The 19251-nt window shown below is 70.9% G+C and carries 16 protein-coding genes and 1 pseudogene; 10 read left to right on the top strand and 7 right to left on the bottom strand.

Annotated features, from left to right (window positions below; translation table 11 throughout):
* Positions 1–5: 5 nt before the first annotated feature.
* From DP939_RS18645 to DP939_RS18630, 4 genes are all read right to left on the bottom strand, one after another.
* Positions 6–1859 (bottom strand): sigma factor-like helix-turn-helix DNA-binding protein, encoded by a 1854-nt coding sequence (locus DP939_RS18645; RefSeq protein WP_113981997.1) that lies wholly within the window; start codon positions 1857–1859, stop codon positions 6–8.
* Positions 1860–1910: 51 nt separating this feature from the next.
* Positions 1911–4007, bottom strand: coding sequence for a UvrD-helicase domain-containing protein (locus tag DP939_RS18640; protein WP_113981996.1), 2097 nt, complete (start codon positions 4005–4007; stop codon positions 1911–1913).
* Positions 4008–4020: 13 nt separating this feature from the next.
* Positions 4021–6207, bottom strand: a complete 2187-nt coding sequence (locus DP939_RS18635) for a hypothetical protein (RefSeq protein ID WP_113981995.1) — start codon at positions 6205–6207, stop codon at positions 4021–4023.
* Between the two features lie 256 nt (positions 6208–6463).
* Positions 6464–7252, bottom strand: a complete 789-nt coding sequence (locus DP939_RS18630) for a class I SAM-dependent methyltransferase (protein WP_113981994.1) — start codon at positions 7250–7252, stop codon at positions 6464–6466.
* A 621-nt stretch (positions 7253–7873) separates the two neighbouring features.
* On the opposite strand from DP939_RS18630, the pseudogene DP939_RS18625 reads away from it, so the two are divergent.
* Positions 7874–8029, top strand: a pseudogene (locus DP939_RS18625) (IS5/IS1182 family transposase); the annotation flags it as partial.
* A gap of 1882 nt (positions 8030–9911) precedes the next feature.
* On the opposite strand, the gene DP939_RS18620 reads toward DP939_RS18625, so the two are convergent.
* Positions 9912–11024, bottom strand: coding sequence for an ABC transporter substrate-binding protein (locus tag DP939_RS18620; protein ID WP_225878344.1), 1113 nt, complete (start codon positions 11022–11024; stop codon positions 9912–9914).
* A gap of 95 nt (positions 11025–11119) precedes the next feature.
* The gene (locus tag DP939_RS18615; RefSeq protein ID WP_404828599.1) at positions 11120–11359 is read right to left on the bottom strand and encodes a putative acetyltransferase; all 240 of its coding nucleotides are present in this window, start codon (positions 11357–11359) and stop codon (positions 11120–11122) included.
* Between the two features lie 110 nt (positions 11360–11469).
* Here DP939_RS18615 and fdxA point away from each other — a divergent pair, with 110 nt between their 5' ends.
* The 3 genes from fdxA to DP939_RS18600 are packed head-to-tail and all read left to right on the top strand — an operon-like array spanning position 11470 to position 13599.
* Complete coding sequence (gene fdxA, locus DP939_RS18610) at positions 11470–11793, top strand: ferredoxin (RefSeq protein WP_113981992.1); 324 nt, start codon at positions 11470–11472, stop codon at positions 11791–11793.
* A 34-nt stretch (positions 11794–11827) separates the two neighbouring features.
* Positions 11828–12907, top strand: a complete 1080-nt coding sequence (gene dapC, locus DP939_RS18605; RefSeq protein WP_113981991.1) for a succinyldiaminopimelate transaminase — start codon at positions 11828–11830, stop codon at positions 12905–12907.
* Between the two features lie 11 nt (positions 12908–12918).
* Entirely contained in the window at positions 12919–13599 is a 681-nt protein-coding gene (locus DP939_RS18600) for a DUF4178 domain-containing protein (RefSeq protein ID WP_113981990.1), read from the top strand.
* Between the two features lie 22 nt (positions 13600–13621).
* Here DP939_RS18600 and DP939_RS18595 read toward each other — a convergent pair whose 3' ends face one another.
* The gene (locus DP939_RS18595; RefSeq protein WP_225878343.1) at positions 13622–14437 is read right to left on the bottom strand and encodes a hypothetical protein; all 816 of its coding nucleotides are present in this window, start codon (positions 14435–14437) and stop codon (positions 13622–13624) included.
* 139 nt (positions 14438–14576) lie between these two features.
* Between DP939_RS18595 and DP939_RS18590 the strand changes: the two genes are divergently transcribed.
* The 6 genes from DP939_RS18590 (at position 14577) to DP939_RS18565 (ending at position 19250) form a co-directional block, all read left to right on the top strand.
* Positions 14577–15413, top strand: a complete 837-nt coding sequence (locus tag DP939_RS18590) for a 2,3,4,5-tetrahydropyridine-2,6-dicarboxylate N-succinyltransferase (RefSeq protein WP_113981988.1) — start codon at positions 14577–14579, stop codon at positions 15411–15413.
* 17 nt (positions 15414–15430) lie between these two features.
* On the top strand, positions 15431–16489 hold the full coding sequence (gene dapE / locus DP939_RS18585; RefSeq protein WP_113981987.1) for a succinyl-diaminopimelate desuccinylase: 1059 nt from the start codon (positions 15431–15433) through the stop codon (positions 16487–16489).
* A 241-nt stretch (positions 16490–16730) separates the two neighbouring features.
* Positions 16731–17525 (top strand): LOG family protein, encoded by a 795-nt coding sequence (locus DP939_RS18580; protein ID WP_113981986.1) that lies wholly within the window; start codon positions 16731–16733, stop codon positions 17523–17525.
* A 19-nt stretch (positions 17526–17544) separates the two neighbouring features.
* Positions 17545–18132, top strand: coding sequence for an LOG family protein (locus DP939_RS18575; RefSeq protein ID WP_113981985.1), 588 nt, complete (start codon positions 17545–17547; stop codon positions 18130–18132).
* A 48-nt stretch (positions 18133–18180) separates the two neighbouring features.
* Positions 18181–18690, top strand: coding sequence for a hypothetical protein (locus tag DP939_RS18570; protein WP_113981984.1), 510 nt, complete (start codon positions 18181–18183; stop codon positions 18688–18690).
* Complete coding sequence (locus DP939_RS18565; RefSeq protein ID WP_113981983.1) at positions 18687–19250, top strand: DNA-3-methyladenine glycosylase I; 564 nt, start codon at positions 18687–18689, stop codon at positions 19248–19250. Before DP939_RS18570 ends, DP939_RS18565 begins: the two co-directional genes overlap by 4 nt.
* Position 19251 lies beyond the last annotated feature (1 nt).

Here is a 19251-nt window from a genome sequence, read left to right as displayed (position 1 = left end):
AGGCGCTAGGGCACCGTTGGGTCGAGGAAGGCAAGGATGTCCCGGTCGCCGCGTTCGCGCAGCCGGGTCAGCACGTCGTCCCGGCCCGAACCCTCGGGCAGGCCGATCCGCGCGCCGATCAGCCGCGCCCCCTCGGCCTCCGACGCCACCGGCGCGGTGTAGCCGATCAGGTGCAGCGCCCGGTTGAGCGGCGGCAGGCTGGGCGCGGCCGACTGGAGGAACCTGGTCAGCAGCTCCCCGCCGTCGGACACCGTCAGGAAGATGTGGTCGCCCTCCTGCGCGCCGAACTCCACCAGCACCGGCCGGATCGAGCCCATGGTCGGCTGGTTGTGCCAGCTGATCACCACGTCGCCGGACGGGGCCGAGGCGGTGAGCTGCCCGCCCGGGGCCATGCCCAGGTAGGCGGCGAACCCGGTGGGCAGCGGCGAGCCCGAACCGCGCAGGTGCTCGGCGTTGACATCGACCCGGTGCCACCAGCGGCCGTCGCGGCTGCGGAAACACCGCCGGGTCTCGGAGACGTCGCGGCGCGGCTGGTACGGCTCGGCGACCTCCTGGCCCGCCACCCGGATCCAGCCCCGCTGGGACCGCTCGAAACCGGGGCCGCCCGCGTAGGCGCGCACCGAGCTCTCGCTGACGTCGTAGCGGGTGGTGAGGTGGCTCACGATGGTGTTGACCGACGCCTCGCCCCCGGCCCGCTCGATCTCCCTGGCGATCATCTCGCGGATGCCGAGGTACTGTTCGCCGCCCCAGCGGGTCAGGCCGTACTTGTTGCGGTCGACCCGCAGGAACCGGTCGTCGGCGGTGAGCTGGTTGCGGATGCCCACCAGGCTGTAGTCCTCGCCGATGCGCTCCTGGATCTCCTCGGGGGTCAGCGGGATGCCCGCGATGGCCAGCACCGCCTCGGCCTTCTCGTTGACGCTGCGCGGCCAGGCCACCACGTGCCCGTCGAGGACCCGCAGGTGGGGGACCGCCATGATCCAGCGCTCGGCGACGTCGTCGCGTACGCCGAGCTGGGACACCAGCGAGACCGCCTCGGGCAGCGGGCGCGGCCCGTCGGTGAACAACTGGCGGGTCTTCTCGCGCAGCTCGTCCGCGCCGCCCGCGACCAGCCAGCCGTCCACCTGCTCGAAGCCGGTCAGCAGGGTGCGCACGAACCGCCACACCGGGATGCCCAGCGCGATGAGGTCGGCCCGGTGCCAGGCGACCGCCCCGGCCAGGTCGTCGGCGGGGACGGCGGAGCCGAGCCGGCCGCGCAGCCAGGTAACGTGCGCCACCACGGGCGCGGCGTCGGGCCCCGACAGCCACGACTCGACATGGTCGCGCAGGTCGCGCTCGATCTGCCGGATGCGCTCACGGGTCACCGAGAAGCGCTGGGCCAGCTCGTCGAGGGTGGCCCGCTGCGGCGCGTACAGCCGGTCGCGGGCGATGGCCCGCTGGCGGTCGTCCAGCTCGGCGAAGATCTCGTTGATCAGCTCGGGGATGGGCAGCTCGGGGCGGGTGGGGTGGGGCGGCACCGCCGTACGGGTCTCGGCGGGTTCGAGCAGGCGCTCGATCACCGACAGGCAGAGCTTGTGGACGACCTCGCGGCCGAGGGTGTCGGCGGTCCGCGCGGAGTCGAGCGGATCGGTGAACCTGACCAGCGGCAGGATGTCGCCGAGCACAAGGTGTCCCCAGCAGGCCATGGACAGGTCGGCGAGCCGCGCGGCCACCTGCGGGGTCCCGATGGTGGCGCAGGCACGATCGACGGGCAGCGCCTGCCACCACACCTGTGGCAGGCGTGGGTCGTCCGCGATCGGCGCGATCTGCCTGGGGGAGGTCCAGCGCAGGGGTGGCACGATGTCGCTCAGGCTGAGGTTCATTGAAATCCAACCGGCAAAGGATTCATATCCGCAGTTCGAGACATTATGGGGTCAGGACGGCAGGAAAGGGCTTGCCCTGCCTGAATGGGACACATAGAGCAGCTCGGCTGCCCTGGTGCAGGCCACGTACAGCAGGCCGCGCTCTCGTTGCAGGTCATGGGCCCTGGCCGCCGGATCCTCTGTGGCCGGGGTCAGCGCCGCGGGGGAGGGCACGATCCCATCCGTCACGCCTATCACGGCCACCCGCCGGAACTCCAGCCCTTTCATGGCATGCAAAGTGCATACTCGAACCCCCAGATTCGCCTTTTCGGTCGCCGCTCGGGCCGCGCGGACAAAGTCCGCCTCCCGCGCCGCGACCGCGATCTCCGACACCGGCACCCGATCGTCGACCACCCACTCCCTCAGCTTGGCGATCAGCCCCGACAATTCCGCCTCGGCGGAGTCGTAGCCGACCACCACGGGCCGGGCCCCGTGCCCGTCCGAGCCGAATCCGAACAGCTCGTGCATGGTCTCCACCAGGCCGTCCACCGGGCCGCCGCCGCGCAGCCGCACGCTCCAGGAGAGCAGCTCGCGCGACAGGCGGCGGGAGACGTCGAGCCGCCGCGGCGTCGCGGCGATGCCCACCGCGCTCAGCGGGACCCGGTTGTCGGAGATCCGCTGGTGCGGGTCGCCGACGATGAACAGGTCGTCGCTCAGGTGCGGGACGGCCGCGCGCAGCAGCCGCCACTGCGCCGGGTGCAGATCCTGCGCCTCGTCCACGACGATATGCCGGTAGGGCTCCCGCCGGGGCCCGGAATCGTCCAACAGGTCGCCCGTCGTACGGCTGAGCAGCGCGCACGCCTCGGACGCGAGCTGGAGCAGGGTCCGCCGCCCGCTCTCTTGGAGTTGTGCGGTCACCTGCGCGACGGCCTGCCAGATCGCGGTCCGCTCGGACCCGTCCAGGGCCACGCTGCGGCCCGGACGGTCGGCGTCGAGGTATTCGGCCAGGGTGGTGAGGTTCTGGGCGAGCACCACCTGCTCCCACTCGCGCTGCACGAAGCCGGGCGAGTGCGGGCCGCCCCTGGCCGCCTCGGCGAAGAGCCGGCCGATCTCGGCGTCGCCGGCCAGATTGGGCTTGCGGCCCTCGGCCTCGGTCACGATGTGGTGGGCCAGCCGGTCCACGTTGCCCACCTCGACCCGCTTGCGCAGCACGCAGTCGGTGACCAGCAGGTCCAGTTTCGCGCTCAGCAGGTCGCTCAGCCCGCGCGAGAACGTCACCAGCAGCACCGGCCCGGAGCCCTCCGCCGCGAGGTACGCCGCCCGGTGCAGCGCGACCAGCGTCTTGCCGGTGCCCACGCCGCCGGTGACCAGAACCGGCCGCTCGTAGTGCGGGGTCCGCGACAGCCGGTGCTGCGGCGGATGCAGGAAGACGCACCAGTCGGGGGAGGCGAGCACGCGGTCGAGCTCGGTGGGGTCGGCGACGAACGCCGCCCGGTCCGGGCTGCGCCGCAGCGCCGCCTGCACGTCGGTGGTGTCGATCGGGTCGTCGTCGATGGACATGGCGGCGGCGGGCCAGGTGACCGCGGTACGCCAGGCGTCCAGCGCCCGCCAGGCCGCGGCCAGCGAGCCGGTCCTGGCCAGTTCGGCCAGCGGGGCGTACTGCGTCGGCGGCAGCAGCGGCTCCAGCGCCGCCAGGGTCGCCTCCGTGGACACCAGGCGGACGTACGGCAGCAGGCGCGGGTCGACGCCGATCGACGCCAGGTCCGCGTCGGGCACGTCGTCGAACAGACGCCTGCCCGGCCCTTCGGCCGAACGCCGCAATGCGGGCTCCGCCCGCTCCAGCGCCTCGGCGTCCCACACCTCGATGACGCCCAGCCTGGAGTTGACCCCGAAGCCGAGGCCGCCGGCGTACGCGCACGCGTCATCGTCCGGCAGCACCGTGAGCAGCCAGTAGACGTCGCCGTCGCGCAGCACGACCCCGCGGTACCGGTCGGCCAGGCGCAGCGTCGCCACCCGCACGTCCCGCGCGTCGCCGACCTGCTCCGGGTACGGCGCGGCCGGGACCTGCTCAAGGAACCGCCGGATCGCGACAACGACATCCCGGCGCACCGGTTCGGCCAGTGCGCGTAGTTCCCTTGGGAACTCGGGGGAGATCGCGAGCCGTGGCAAAGGCGGTCTCCGGCTAGGAGAGTAGTGACAGCAGATCGCGGTCACCACGCTCGCGCAGCCGTACCAGCAGGTCGGGGTGGCCCACCGAACCGGCCATGCCGATCCGCGTGGCGATCACCCGGGACGCCTGGTCCGCGGTGTTGTCCGGCGCGGTGTAGCCGACCAGGCGCAGCGCCTGGGTGATCGGCTCCACGTCCGGGCCCGCGGCCTCCAGGTGTCTGGCCCGCAGCATGCCCTCCTCGGACAGGGTCAGGAACAGATGGCCGCCCTCCTTGGCCTCGACTTCTTCGAGCAGCCGCAGCAGCGACTCCACCACCGGCCTGCTCTGCCAGGTCATCGTGAGGTCACCCGCGGTGCTGCTAACAGTACGGCTCTGGCCGGGGGACAGTCCTAGATAAGCGGCGAATCCGCTCGGCAGCGGGCACTCGGCGCCGTTCAGGTGCTCCCCGGTGAGGTCGATCCGCAGCCACCAGCGGCCGTCGGGCTGGCGGAAGCAGCGGCGGGTGAAGCTCACGTCCTTGAACGGGCGAAAACCCTTGGACGCGGGTTCCTGGCCGGGCGGCTGCTCCTGGGGCTGCTCGGGCTCCTGCTGGAGTTCCGATTCCGATGGCGGTTCGGGGGTTTCCGCTGGGGGCGGGGGCGGGGGGAGGGGCACCGCGGCGGCCGGGTCCGGGGGAGGGAGGGGGACGGGGGGGCCGTCCGGGGGCGGGAACGGCACGGGGAACCCGCCGGGCGGGGTCAGCTCGGCGGCGGCGGGCTCCGGGGCCGGGAAGGGGGGCGGCAGTTCCGGCTCGGGGGCGGGCGGCATGGGCGCGGGCTCAGGGAACGCGGGCTCAGGGAACGCGGGCTCAGCGAACGCGGGCTCAGGGAACGCGGCTTCCAGGGGGGCGGGCGCGGGGTTCGGGTACGCGGGGTCCAGGGGTGCCGGGTCCGCGTGTACGGGCGCTGGTTCCGCGTACGCGGGCGGCGGTGCCGGTGCGGGCGGCTGGTTCAGGATGCGCAGCCGGGGGACGTTCGCCAGCCAGTCCCTGGCCACCTCCGCGTGGATGCCGAGGCCCACGACCAGCTCGATCGCCTGCTCCAGCGTCGGCGGGCGGTCCGCGTTGATGATCAGGTGGCGGGTGCGCTCGTGGAGTTCGTCCAGGTCGCCGTCCACGATCCACCCGTCCATCAGCCGATGGCCGGGCAGCGAGGCCAGCACGAACTGCCAGCCCGGCACCTCCAGCGCGCGGATCTCCTTGCCGTGCCATTCCGCGGCCTCGACCAGCCGGGACTTCGGCGCGGCCTTGCCCAGCGCCTGCTGCACGTCGGCGAGGTGCGTACGGTACGGCCGGGCGTCATCGCTCACCAGCCACTTCTTCAGCCGCACCCGGAGGTCGGCCTCGACCTCCTCGATCTCGGGCGTCGAGACCGCGAACAGCTTGGCCAGCTCGTCCACCGCGCCCGGCGAGTCGGTGAACACCCGGTTCTGGGCCACCGCCCAGGTCTTGTCGTCCAGGCCGGAGAAGGCCGACTCGATCAGCGCGTAGAGATCGACCTCCTCCGGCTCTTCGGGCTCCGGGGGCTCCTGGGGGATCAGCGGCTCGAACATCGAGCGGCCGGAGGAGGCGCCGGGCGGCGGGCCGGGGGGCAGCGGCGGCAGGTTGGTGATGCCGAGGGCGGCCAGCGGCGCGAGGCCGGGCGGGGCGAGGTCCTGCGGCGGCATCGGCGGGGCCGGGGGAGGCGGGGGTGGTTCTGCCGGCGCGGACGGAGCCGACGGCACGGCGGCCGGGACCTTGGGACGCCACAGAGCCTGGCCGTTGACCCGCTGTTCCAGCTCGGGCTCGCGTTCCTCCTGGCCCTGGCCCTGGTCCTGCTCCTGAGTCTCCTCCTGTTGCGGCTCGGGTTCGTCGGCGGGCTCGGCGGCGCCTTCGGGGGTCAGGCGCAGGAAGGCGGCGGTGAACAGCGTGGTCAGTACCGGGCGGGCCTGCACGAACGGCTGGTCGATCAGCTCGCGGGCACTGAGCGCGAGCAGCCCCGCCCAGGAGCCGGCGCGGTCCATGGCGATCGCCGTGTACGGGTCGTCGGCCTCGTCCGGGTCGAGTACGTACAGCGCGGGCAGTACGTCCCCCACGGACGCCGCGGGCCACTGGTCCAGCGCGATCTCCGCGAGCAGTTCGCCCAGCGCCTCGGGCGGCATCACCGCCAGGACACGCGTCATCGGCAGGCTCCGCCACCACGCGTCCGGCAGGCCGGGTTGTCGGCGCAGGCGCGGAATGGTGGCCGCGTCACTCCATCGCAATGGAGGCACGAGGTCACTCAGGCAGAATCTCATCCCGTTCCCTCTCCGGCTTTCGCACCGACACCAGCCCCCAAGGACCTCGCGGGCGGTCCTCCCGCGTGGAGTGCCGCGTGTGACTTACGAGACCAAGGAAGAGACATATTTTGGCAAACCACCCCTGTGCTTCGGGGGCGATTCAGCGTCGAACGGCGGCGAACCTGAGCCTGACATAGTCCGCCATCCATCCCGTCTCCCGGCGCAAAGCCGGTGCGGCCAGCTCGTTCACCCGCCGGAGCAGCGGGTCCACCAGGTCCGGAGGAAGTCCCTCCAGCAGCGGCGCGCCGAACACCCGCACCCAGTCGGCCGCACCGTCCGGGCACTCGTCGAGCGGTGTCGGGCGATCGAAGTACTCCAGCAGCCGGACGGCGAAGCCGCCCTGCTCCAGACGGGTCGCATACTCGGCGGGTGTGGGGAAGAACCACGGCAACTCCGGCTCGCGCAGGCCGTACTCGCGCCAGGCTGTGGACATCGCCGCGATCATAGCCGCGCAGTTGCCCGCGCCGCCGAGTTCCGCGACAAACCGACCACCGGGGCGCAACGCGTCACGGACGTTGGCGATCACTGCCGAAGGGTCCTTGCTCATCCAGTGCAGCGCGGCGTTGGAGAACACGGCGTCGTACGGCTCGGCCACGGAGAAGTCGTGACCGTCGCCGATGATGAAGTCCAGGCCGGGGTAGTGCGCGAGCGCCTTCTCGATCATCGCGGCCGACCCGTCGATGCCCAGGACCTCGGCCCCCCGCGAGTGGATCTCCGACGTGAGCGCCCCGGTGCCGCACCCGAGATCGAGCACCCGCTCACCGGGCCGCGGGTCGAGCAACTCGACCAACGGCGCACCCTGCGCCGAGACATAGCCGAAGGAGCTGTCAGACGCACCGGACCCGCCGGGTGCGGGCCACCGCGTCAGGCTCGGCGTGTCGTACCGCAAGACAATCAGCTCACATTCCGAGACATCCTGGGGACATTACGGCAGGGACACTCTAGAGCCTTCGCCCCGATAGATCGTATTCATCGCAAAAGCCGCAACAGTCTCTGTGGCCACTCCAGTCCCAAACCAGACATTTCACCCATGGTTGGGACAGTGTGTGGCGGGGAGCGGGCCCCGGGGCGGAGGGCGACACGCGTCGGAGCCTTGCCGCAGCGGGTCGGGCCGGTGCCGTGCCGTCGCAGGCGGGTGCTGGCGGCGCTGGCGGCCCGCTGATCGCGTCCTGCGGAGTGGCGGGACCTCCCCGCGGCCCAGGGTGGCCGACCGGAACGACCACTAGGTGGGACGCCATCCCGCCTCTTCAACGGACGCACGCTCGGGTGGTGCCCAAAGGCATGGCCCTCGCTAACGCTCGGACGCTTTTCGTGTGTCGGGCTACGCCCGACGCCGGGGCGCGTCGTGTGCCGTATCACCTGGTCTCAGCAGGCGACAGATCACATCCCCCCGAGTGATGGAACTTACCTGCAGCCTGGCGTGGCCGACCTGCGCGATGTCCGATTTGAACGCTCTCATTTAGAGCTCCTAACAGAATGATCTCTGTTGTGGTTTGATCTCTCGCTGTAGGGCGATCACCGCTACGTCGTGGAGCAGACCTTCGCCTTGCCGCACGCCTTCCGCTGTCTGCGCATCCGCTGGGAGATCCGCGCCGACATCCACGAGGCGTTTCTCAGTCTGGCCTGCGCGCTCATCTGCCGGCGGCGCTTGGCCTCATTGCGTTAGGAGCTCGCACACCGCTCGGCGGGCCGTCATCCCTCTTCACCGAGCGCACGCTCCCGCGCGCCCGAAGGCATGGTCTTCGCTGGCGCTCGGGTGGGTGCCCGAAGGCGTGGTCCTCGCTGGCGCTCGGACGCTTTCGTGTGTCGGGCCCTGCCCGACGCCGGGGCTCGTCGTGTGCCGTATCACCTAGTTCAGCAGGCGACAGATCACCTCCCGCGGAGTGGTGGAACCTACCTGCAGCCTGGCGTGGCTGACCTGCGCGATGTCCGATTTGGACGCTCTCATTGACACCGCTCGGCGGGCCGTCATCCTTCTTCGCCGGGCGCACGCTCCCGTGTGCCCGAAGGCGTGGTCCTCGCTGGCGCTCGGGCGCTTTTCGTGTGTCGGGCTGCGCCCGACGCCGGTGCGCGTCGTGTGCCGTATCACCTGGTCTCAGCAGGCGACAGATCACCTCCCGCGGAGTGGTGGAACTTTCCCGCGCCTGGCGTGGCTGATCTGCGTGATGTCGATTGAACGCCCCCATTTACACCACTCGGCGGGACGCCATCACGTCCGATTGAGTGTTCTCATTTACACCACCTAGCGGGAGACCATCAGGCGACAGCAAAGCCCCGCCACCTACCGCCGTCCACCCTGGTGCCCGGGTGCGGAAGCGTGTGTTTCCTGCTCGCTGGATCGCACCCTGTGGAGTGGTGGACTCTCCCACGCCGGGAGTGGCTGGCCTGTGTGAAGTCCGATTCGGGTGTTCCCATTTACATCACTCGGCTTTACATCACTCGGCGGGACACCGCCTTTCGCGCTGGCCGCGAGTTTCGGCACCGAGCCCCCAGCCCCGATCCGCTGTACTTGTCGCTGGTTCGGCCATGTGTCGCTTCTCGGCCTGCTGTGGCTTTCGTGATGGCCGTCGGCTTGGTACCGCGCTGATCACGGGCCTGGCGCGGGCCGTCCGCTGGTTCGGTGCCAAGCTCATCTCCGGCCTGATCGGGGTATAGATCTCCAGTCCGACCGGTGTACTGAGTCCTCGGCTCGATAGGTGTGTTGGACCCCGGTCCGGCGGAAATCGTGGCGGCTGCTGGTTTGGTACTGCCTTGATCACACCGGGTGCCGGTATCAGGCCGTCTGCTGGTTCGGTGTCGAACCCGTCTCCGGCCTGATCGGTGTACCGATCCCGGTCCGGTAGGTGGGTCGGTTTTCGGCCTGCTGTGGCCCTTGTGGTGGCTGCGGGTTTGGTATTGCGCTGATCATGGGGTTCTGTACCGAGAGGCTGGCTGGTTTGGCCGCGGGGCCGCATCTGGCTTGATCGGTGTACCGAGCCCTGGTCGGGTTGGTGCGTCGGTTCTCGTTCCGGTGTGGCTTTCGTGCTGGTCGCGGGTTTGGTACCGCTCTCTAGTCCGGTTGGTGTGCTGGGTCTCGGCCTGCTGCGGTTATCGCGTCGACCGCGGGTTTGATGCTGCGTTGATCATGGGTGTTGTGCCGAGTGGCTGGCTGGCTGGCTGGTTTGGCCGCGTGGCTGCCTCTGCCTTGATCACCGGTGGCGGGTACCGGGCCGTCCACGGGTTCGGTGTCGAGCCCGTCTCCGGCCTCGTTGGTGTACCGATCTCCAGTCCGGTCGGTGTGTCGAATCTTCGGTCCGGTTGGTGTGCCGGTTCTCGGCCTGCTACGGGTTTGGTACCGCGTTGATCATGGGTTCTGTGCCGAGTGGCTGGCTGGTTTGATCCCGGGTCGCCTCTGGCTTGATCGGTGTACCTGTCGGGTCTCGGTCCCGTGTGGCCTTGGTGCTCGCCGCGGGTTTGGTGCTGAACCCCTGGCCCGACCCCGTGTACTTGTCGCCGGTTCGGCCGTGTGTCGCTTTCTCGGCCTGGGGCCGAGCCGGTGTACCAGAGGGTCAGCCGATTTGCTTGGGCCAGGTTTGGCGGAGGTAGGTCTTGGCGGCGTCGGTTTCGGGGATGGTGAGTTGGACCGGGCGGCCGGCTGGGGCAGGGGGGAGTTTGGCGGCGGCCTCTTCGTTGATGGTGCCGCGCATGCGCAGGGCCTCAAGGCGGGCCGGGCGGGCGAAGCCGGTCAGGAAGAGGTTCTGGCCCTCGTCGGAGAACAGGAACTCCTGCCAGAGCCGGGCGGCCGCCGGGTGGGGGGCGTTCTTGTTGATCGCCTGGACGTAGTAGGAGGCGAGGGCGGCGTCGCGGGGGATGACGACCTTCCAGCCCGCGCCGTCGCGGGCCGCGCGGGCGGTGTTCTGGTGGTCCCAGTCGACCGCCGTGTTGGCCGGTTTGGGCGGGCGGACGCCGGTCACCAGGTTGCCCGCCTCCTTGAGGCGGGCGAAGTAGCGCACGCCGCGTTCGGCCTTGGCCGTGCCCGAGGACACCGAGGCGGCCATCACGCCGTTGAAGGCGGCGGCGGTGGAGAGCGGGCTGCCGGGCAGGGTCACCGCGTAGCCGGGCTTGAGCAGGTCGGCGAACGACGCGGGCGCCGGGACCTTGCGCGGGTCGTACCCGATCGACATGTAGCCGCCGTACCCCGCGTACCACGCGCCCTCGTGGTCCTTCAGCTCGTCCGGGATGTCCTGCCAGGTCTGCACCCGGTAGCGGGCGAACCGCCCGGCGTTGGCCACCGCCACGTCGAGACCGAGGTCGAACACGTCGGGCACCGCCGCGCTCTTGCCTTCCCTGGACGCCTGCGCGGCGGCCTCGATCTCGCGCCTGCTGGCCGCCCGCGGCTCAAGTTCGGTGACCTTGATGCCGTACTTGCCGCTGAACGCGTCGATGATGCCGCCGTAGTTGACCCAGTCGTGCGGCAGCCCGATGACGGTCAGCGAGCCTTCCTTCTTCGCGGTCTCGACCAGGCGGTCCATCGTGGTGAACCCCTCGCGCAGCGAGGCGGCCTGCGCGTTCACCGGAGGCAGCGGCTTGCCGCCCGCCTGGGGCGCGCTCTCGCCGCCGCAGCCGGCGAGCGTCACGACGGTCGTTGCGGAAACGAGCACGGCAGTGGTACGTAGGGTCACGACATGAATACTTACCGCTACAATCGCCAGGGTCGAGGAGGCGCGGCGGTGTTCTTGCGAAGTCCTGCCAAGGAGCCCCCGGGCGAACCCCGGGCTCAACGACCGCGGCGCTCCGGAGGCGGAGGCACCACCTTGGCCGCCGCCAGGGTGTCCTCGGCGATCTCGACCAGCTCGCCGTCCCGCCTGCGCACGGCCAGGACCCCGCCGTGCCAGGAGATCAGCTCGCCCACCACGTCGCGGAAGCCGCCGGGCACGCGTCGCCGTACGGTCACGCGTCGTCCCACGTCGGCGGGGCTGATCGCGACCACGAGCCGGCCGCCCATCCTGGTCGTCACCGACTTTGCCCCCCTCCGTTTCAGAGAATCACCGGGCACGGCAATACTAGGGCGTAGCAACCCGCGGTCGAAGACCCGCGCCCAGGTGCGGAACGAAGAAGGAGCCCGAGGTGACCTACGTCATCGCGCAGCCTTGCGTGGATGTCCTGGACAAGGCGTGCATCGAGGAGTGCCCCGTCGATTGCATCTACGAGGGGCAGCGCATGCTCTACATCCACCCGGATGAGTGCGTGGACTGCGGCGCGTGTGAACCCGTATGCCCGGTAGAAGCGATCTTCTATGAAGACGACACGCCCGAGCAGTGGAAGGACTACTACAAGGCCAATGTGGAGTTCTTCGACGACCTGGGCTCTCCGGGTGGCGCGTCGAAGGTCGGCAAGATCGATAAGGACCACCCCATCGTGGCCGCCCTTCCGCCGCAGGCCGAGGACTGACCACCTGCGGTAGAGAGCTTTGGGGGAACACGCTGTGAAGGCGCTGCCGGACTTCCCGTGGGATCGTCTCGCACCGTACAAAGAGCGCGCTTCGGCGCACCCCGGCGGGATCGCGGACCTCTCGGTGGGCACGCCCGTCGATCCGGTTCCCGAGTCGGTACGGCAGGCGCTCGCCGCCGCCTCTGACAGTCCGGGCTATCCGCTGACCTATGGGACCGCCCGGCTCCGCGAGGCGGCGGCGAACTGGCTGCGGCGCAACCACGGCGTCGCCGCCGATCCCGCAGCCGTGCTGCCGGCGATCGGTTCCAAGGAACTGGTCGCCTGGCTGCCCACCCTGCTCGGGGTGCGCCCCGGGCAGCGCGTGATCTTCCCTGAGCTGGCCTATCCGACCTACGACGTCGGGGCCAGGCTGGCGGGGGCCGAGCCGTACGCCACGGACGGCCTGCTCGCGCTCGGACCCGAGCCGGTGCCGCTGGTCTGGGTCAACTCCCCGTCCAACCCCACCGGCCGGGTGCTGCCCGCCGAGCACCTGCGCAAGGTCGTCTCGTGGGCGCGTGAGCGCGGCGCGGTGGTCGCCTCCGACGAGTGCTACATCGACCTGGGCTGGGAAGAGTCGCCGATCTCCATCCTGCACCCCGACGTCTGCGGCGGCTCGCACGAGGGGCTGCTGGCGGTCCACTCGCTGTCCAAGCGATCCAACCTGGCCGGCTACCGGGCGGCGTTCGTGGCGGGCGATCCGGCGCTGATCAAGGCGCTGCTGGAGGTGCGCAAGCACGCCGGGATGATCGTGCCCGCGCCGATCCAGGCCGCCATGACCGCGGCCTTGGACGACGACGCCCATGTGGCCGTGCAGCGCGAGCGGTACGCGGCCCGGCGGGCGGCGCTGCGCCCGGCGCTGAACGCGGCGGGCTGGGAGATCGAGCACTCCGAGGCGGGGCTGTACCTCTGGGCGTCCAACGGCGCCGACTGCTGGGACCAGGTGGGCGAACTCGCGGCGAAGGGGATTTTGGTGGCGCCGGGTGACATCTACGGACCTAGCGGTAGCCGTCACATCCGTGTTGCCATCACCGCCTCGGATGAGCGTATCGATGCGGCGGTGAGCCGCCTCCAGTAAGATCCCGCGGCATGACCTCTGCGGTCGTACTCGGATTGAGCATCGCCATGCTCGCCCTTCTGCTTGTCGCGTACCTCGCCACGACGCGGCAGGACAAAAAGGGCAAGTCCATGCGTTCCGCCGGGTCACCCCCCCAGCCGCAGCCCGCTCCCGTCCAGGAGCCGGCCGCGCTGCCGATCGTGTCCGGTACCGGCCGCGCTGGCAGCGACTACCCTGACCCCCGCACCATCAGGGTTGGCGACACCGTCGGATACCAGGGCGTGCGGGCCCGTGTGCACGGTGCGCTGTACCTGTCTTCGCAGGGCAAGGAATGGACGCACTACCTGCTCGACGACGGCACCCGCCGCACCCAGTGGCTCTCGGTGGTGGAACAGAGCGGTACGCCCGGCGGCGATCCCGGCCACCTTGAGGTCGAGCTGTGGACGAGCGTGCCGACCCAGGGCATGGTCCCGGCCAAGAGCATGCTGATCATGGAGGGCGTCGAGTTCTTCCCGATCGAGCGCGGCACGGCCGCCTTCCGCTCGGAGGGCGAGACCGGGCGTCCGGAGCGCGGGCTGCTCGACTTCGCCGGCTACCGGGCGGACGACGGGCGGCTGCTGGCCTTCGAGCGGGTCCAGGGGCAGGCGTGGACCGCCTCCTACGCCAGCCCGCTGCCGCCGGGGTCCATCGAGATCGATCGCCAGAGGACCTGACCCTCAAGGCCGGGCCGGGCCCTCAGGTCAGCTCGACGTGGCGGGCGGGGGCCTTGGTGTCGTCCCGCCAGCCGTTCTGGCCGTCGTCGGCCGACCAGGCCAGCCGGTCGTACCTGATCTTGCGCAGGCCGTACCGCTGGGCGTGCGCGACCGACCAGGCGGCGATCAGCCAGCCGCGCCGCGTGCTGGGCGCGCTGATCCGGGTGCCCTGCGCGTCGAGCGTGGCCGAGGCCGCCGCCGTGCCCAGCGCCCTGACCAGTTCCTTGCGCGCGGCGTCGGGCTTGGCCTTCGGCTCGGGGCCCTTGGTGGGCTTGGGGAACCAGCAGTTCAGTGCCTTGGGGACGCGTCCGGTGAAGGCGGCGGCGAGGATCTTGGCGTCCTCCTCGTGCTGGGCGTAGGCGGTGCCGTCGGCCGAGCGCTGCACCTCCTGGGCCGCCTCGTACAGCGGCTTCTTGCGGTAGTCGCGCACCTTGACCAGCGCCGAGAAGAACCGCGCCGCGGCGTAGACCGGGTCCTGGAGCTGGGCGGCGGTGCCCCAGCCCTGCGAGGGGCGCTGCTGGAAGACGCCGACGGAGTCGCGGTCGCCGAAGGGCAGGTTGTACAGCTTGGACTCCTGCAGGCCGGTCGCGTACGCGATCACCACGGCCCGCTCGGGCAGCCTGCGCCGCGCGGCCACCGCCGCGATCGTGGAGGCCACCGACGCCTGCTCGATGTCCAGGTCGAGCTGGCCACGCGGTGTGGTGATGTGGCATCGCTCGGTGAGCACCAGCGGTTCGGTGCGGTTGAGCATCCAGAGCACGCCGCCGGTGATCGCGACGGCGAGCACGACGACGATCACGCCGATCGCGATAACCCCATGAGAGAAGCCTTTCCGCACGTTAAGAACCTATACGGAGCGGGGTGCAGACGGTGCGCGGTCGCGCACGGTCGGAGCGTATTCACAGTGTCGGCGAGGCGACCCACTAAGCTCCCCTCTCATGACGCAGAGCTTTTCCAGTCCGCTGCCGCCCGCCGTAGACGAGCTGTGGGAGCGCAGGGCGGAACTGAGCCCCGACGACGCCGAGGCGCGCGGCATCGTCGTCGGCGCCGTTGACCTCCTCGACACCGGCAAGGCCCGGGTCGCCTTCGTGGACGACGCGAGCGGCGAGGTCGTGGTGGACGAGCGCGCCAAGCGCGCGATCCTGCTGAGTTTCCGGGTGCTCGGCATGTCGCGCTCGCAGGTGGGTGACTTCCAGCACAATGACCGCATCCCGCTGAAGACCACTTTCGACGGTGTCCGTGTGGTGCCCGGCGGGATCGCCCGGTGGGGGGCGTTCCTGGCGCCCGGCGTGGTGATGATGCCGTCGTTCGTCAACATCGGCGCGTACGTCGACGCCGGCACGATGGTCGACACGTGGGCCACGGTCGGTTCCTGCGCCCAGATCGGCGCGAACGTCCACCTGTCCGGCGGCGTGGGCATCGGCGGCGTCCTTGAGCCGCCCAACGCCGTCCCGGTGATCGTCGAGGACGAGGCGTTCATCGGCTCGCGCTGCATGGTCGTGGACGGCGCGCGGGTGCGCAGGGGCGCCAAGCTGGGCGCGGGCACCGTGCTCACCGCCACCACCCGCGTGTACGACGTGGAGACCGGCGAGGAGCTGCCCCAGGGCGAGGCCCCCGCCTGGTCCGTCTGCGTCGAGGGCACCCGAGTCAAGAGCTTCCCCGGCGGCGACTTCGGCATGCGCTGCATGCTGGTGCTCAAGCGCCTGGCCGAGGGCGAGCAGCACGACAAGCTCAAGCTCAACGAGATCCTGCGCGAGCACGGCGCCAACGCCTGAGCGGCCGGAGCCCCGACATGCGTTTGGACCTCACCCAGGAGGCGTGGCGGCTCGCCGCGCGGATCGTGGACATCGAGTCGGTCAGCGGCGGCGAGCGCGCCCTCGCCGACGCCATCGAACAGGCCCTGCTGCCGCTGCCGCACCTCACGGTGCTGCGCGACGGCAACGCCGTGGTGGCCCGCACCGACCTCGGACGCGCCGAGCGGGTCGTCATCGCCGGGCACATCGACACCGTGCCGGTCGCCGACAACCTGCCGAGCAAGGTAGACGGCGACCGCCTGTACGGCTGCGGCACCTCCGACATGAAGAGCTCGGTGGCGGTGGCGCTGCGGATGGCCGCGCTGCTCACCCGCCCCAACCGGGACATCACCTACATCTTCTACGACTGCGAGGAGATCGAGGCCGAGCGCAACGGCCTGCGCCGGCTCAGCCTGGCCCACCCCGACTGGCTCACCGCCGACTTCGCCGTGCTCATGGAGCCGACCGACGGGCTGATCGAGGGCGGCTGCCAGGGCACCCTGCGCGCGGAGGTGGTGGCCCGGGGCACCCGGGCGCACAGCGCGCGGTCGTGGTTCGGGGTCAACGCCATCCACGGCATCCTGCCGATCCTCACCACCCTGGACTCCTACGAGGCCAGGCGGCCGGTGGTGGACGGGCTGGAGTACCACGAAGGGCTCAACGCGGTCCGTGTGCGCGGCGGCGTGGCGGGCAACGTGATCCCGGACGAGTGCGTGGTCACGGTCAACTACCGCTTCGCCCCCGACCTGGACCTCGCGCGGGCCAGGGAGCACGTCACGGACGTCTTCGCCGGGTTCGACGTGCTGTTCACCGACGGCGCCCCGGGCGCGCGGCCGGGGCTCACGCATCCGGCGGCGGCGGCGTTCGCCTCGGCGGTGGGCGGCGCCCCGCGGGCCAAGCTGGGCTGGACGGACGTCGCGCTGTTCTCCACGCTGGGCGTGCCCGCGGTCAACTACGGGCCGGGCGATCCGAATCTGGCGCACCAGCGCGAGGAGTGGGTGTCGCTGCCGAAGATCGAGGAGTGCGAGCAGGCGATGCTCGCGTGGTTGTCGGACTAAGGGGCCCGAGAGGCGGCCTGCGGCGTGATCGCCGCGGCGGGCGGAACCTGCCCGTACATATGAAAGTGGCTTTCCTCGCCGGCCATTTGACGGGGAAAGCCACTTTCGGTCCCGAGCAGCACCCTCGACTGTTAGACGCGCCCTCGGCGAATTCCGGTTCCGCCCTTCCGCGGACTTTTTTCAAGATTCTTTTCGACCCGCAGGGGACGCGCGCGCGAGTGGTTGCGGCTAGCGTGACCGCATGAGACAGCAGCGTCCGGAACGCCGGCACGGGGCCTCGCTCGTGCGTGGCGCCCTCGTCCCCGACTCCACCCACGACCAGCGGCTCCTCGACCGGAGGGGCCCGGCGGAATGGCTGCACATGGACCCGTGGCGGGTGATGCGCATCCAGGCGGAGTTCGTCGAGGGCTTCGGGCAGCTCGCCGAGCTGCCGCCCGCGGTGACCGTCTTCGGTTCGGCCCGCACTCCGGAAGACTCCCCCGAATACCAGATGAGCGTGCAGCTGGGCCGCGCGCTCGCCGAGGCGGGTTACGCCGTGATCACCGGCGGCGGCCCCGGATGCATGGAAGGCGCCAACCGCGGGGCCAGGGAGGCCGGCGGCATCTCGGTGGGCCTCGGCATCGAACTTCCCTTCGAGCAGCGGATGAACGACTATGTGGACCTCGGCATCGAGTTCCGCTATTTCTTCGTCCGCAAGACCATGTTCGTCAAGTACGCCAACGGCTTCATCACGCTGCCCGGCGGCTTCGGCACCCTGGACGAGCTGTTCGAGGCGCTGACCCTCGTCCAGACCGGCAAGGTCACCTCGTTCCCGGTGATCCTGCTGGGCAGCCGCTACTGGGGCGGGCTGATCGACTGGATCCGCGGCACGCTGGAGTCCACCGGCAAGATCTCCCCCAAGGACCTCGACCTGGTGCAGGTCACCGACGACGTGGACGAGGCGGTGGCGGCCATCGCCGAGTCGGACGAGCGGCGGCTGGCCCGGCTGCGCGAGGAGCGCGAGGCGGTGGAGAGCAACGTCGCGGCGGGCGAGTGAGGGCCGTTAAGGTCGTCGGGTGTTCGTCTGTGTGTACTGCGCGTCCAGCCAGAAGATAGCCCAGCGCTATGTGGATCTCGCCCACGACGTCGGCGTACGACTGGCCGAACGCGGGCACACGCTGGTCAGCGGAGGGGCCACGGTCTCCTGTATGGGCGCGGTGGCACGCGGTCACCGCGCCGCCGGGGGCCGGACGATCGGGGTCATCCCGCAGGTCCTGGTGGACATCGAGATCGCCGACGAGGAGTCCGACGAGCTGGTCGTCACCCCCGGCATGCGCGAGCGCAAGGCGGTCATGGACGAGCGCTCCGACGCCTTCCTGGTGCTGCCCGGCGGCATCGGCACCATGGAGGAGCTGTTCGAGATCTGGACCGCGCGGGTGATCGGGATCCACGACCGCCCGCTGGTCGTGCTCGACCCCTGGGGCCTGTACGACCCGCTGCGCGCCCTGGTCGGCGGCATGTACGAACAGGGCTTCACCCGCCCCGACGTGTTCGACGCGATCTCCTTCACGACCACCGTGGACGAGGCGATGCAGCGGATCGAGGCCCGCACCCAGCCGATCACCCCCACCGCGGGCGAACTCGCCGAGGCCAACGAGGAGTGATCAGGCGGAGAGATGAGGCGGGCGTGACAAGGCCCGACCATCGGGGAATTGTGGCACGATTCGTATGTGCTGGTCGTACTCGCCCTCGCCGCCCTGGCGATCCTGGGCGGCGTGGTAATGGTCGCCACGGGCCGCGGCGGTGAGATGCAGGACTTCCCGCCCGACGTCCCGCCGCTGGACCTGCCCGCCGCCGGACAGCTCGCCGCCGTCGATTTCGTCGCCCTGCAGCTCCCGGTCAGCCTGGTGGGTTATCACACCCAGACCGTCGATGAGACGCTGCACCGCGCGGCCGGGGCCATCAGCGCGAGGGACACCCGGATCGCGGTCCTGGAGCAGCGGGTCACCGAGCTGCTGGCGCACCGGCTGCACGCCCGCCAGGAGGCCCAGGCGGGCCGCGCGGGAGGCGAGCCGCACCCGCGCGTCGAGCACCGGCCCGAGGGCCCCGAGGTGCCGCCCGAGCTGCCCCGGGAAGAGAACGCGGTAGAGCCGCCCCACGAGGAGCCCCGGAAGGAGCCCCAGGACTCCCGCGAAGGCGAGCAGGTGGAGGAGGCCAAGTGACGGCGTCCCCCGCCGATCCGGTCCGCTGCGGGTGGGCCACCTCCGCCCCCGACTACATCGCCTACCACGACCAGGAGTGGGGCCGCCCGGTCCGCGGCGATGACAAGGTCTTCGAGCGGGTGACCCTGGAGGCGTTCCAGTCGGGGCTGTCCTGGCTGCTCATCCTGCGCAAGCGGGAGGGCTTCCGGGAGGCGTTCGCCGGGTTCTCCATCCCGCGGGTCGCGGCGTTCACCGAGAGCGACGTGGAGCGGCTGCTCGGCGACGCGCGCATCGTGCGCAACCGGGCCAAGATCGAGGCCGCGGTGGCCAACGCCCGCGCCGCCCTCGACGTGCCGGGCGGCCTGTCCGACCTGGTGTGGCGGTACGCCGACCCCGACTCGCCCGCCCCGAAGACCGCCGCCGACGTGCCCGCCCAGACCCCCGGCTCCAAGGCCCTGGCCAAGGAGCTGAGGGCCCATGGGTTCAGGTTCGTCGGGCCGACCACCGCGTACGCGCTGATGCAGGCGATCGGCCTGGTCAACGACCACCTGACCGACTGCTGGGCGCGAGACCAGACCTGAG

It is taken from the genome of Spongiactinospora rosea, assembly GCF_003315795.1.
Taxonomy (GTDB): domain Bacteria; phylum Actinomycetota; class Actinomycetes; order Streptosporangiales; family Streptosporangiaceae; genus Spongiactinospora; species Spongiactinospora rosea.
The sequence above is the reverse complement of the archived record's forward strand: the minus strand, read 5'-3'. Positions and strand labels throughout refer to the sequence as shown.

Bases quoted from the DNA above. Each gene is read 5' to 3' on its own strand.
- DP939_RS18645 (WP_113981997.1), bottom strand. From the start codon at position 1,859: ATGAACCTCAGCCTGAGCGACATCGTGCCACCCCTGCGCTGGACCTCC.
- DP939_RS18635 (WP_113981995.1), bottom strand. From the start codon at position 6,207: ATGACGCGTGTCCTGGCGGTGATGCCGCCCGAGGCGCTGGGCGAACTG.
- DP939_RS18600 (WP_113981990.1), top strand. From the start codon at position 12,919: ATGACCTCTGCGGTCGTACTCGGATTGAGCATCGCCATGCTCGCCCTT.
- DP939_RS18590 (WP_113981988.1), top strand. From the start codon at position 14,577: ATGACGCAGAGCTTTTCCAGTCCGCTGCCGCCCGCCGTAGACGAGCTG.
- dapE (WP_113981987.1), top strand. From the start codon at position 15,431: ATGCGTTTGGACCTCACCCAGGAGGCGTGGCGGCTCGCCGCGCGGATC.
- DP939_RS18580 (WP_113981986.1), top strand. From the start codon at position 16,731: ATGAGACAGCAGCGTCCGGAACGCCGGCACGGGGCCTCGCTCGTGCGT.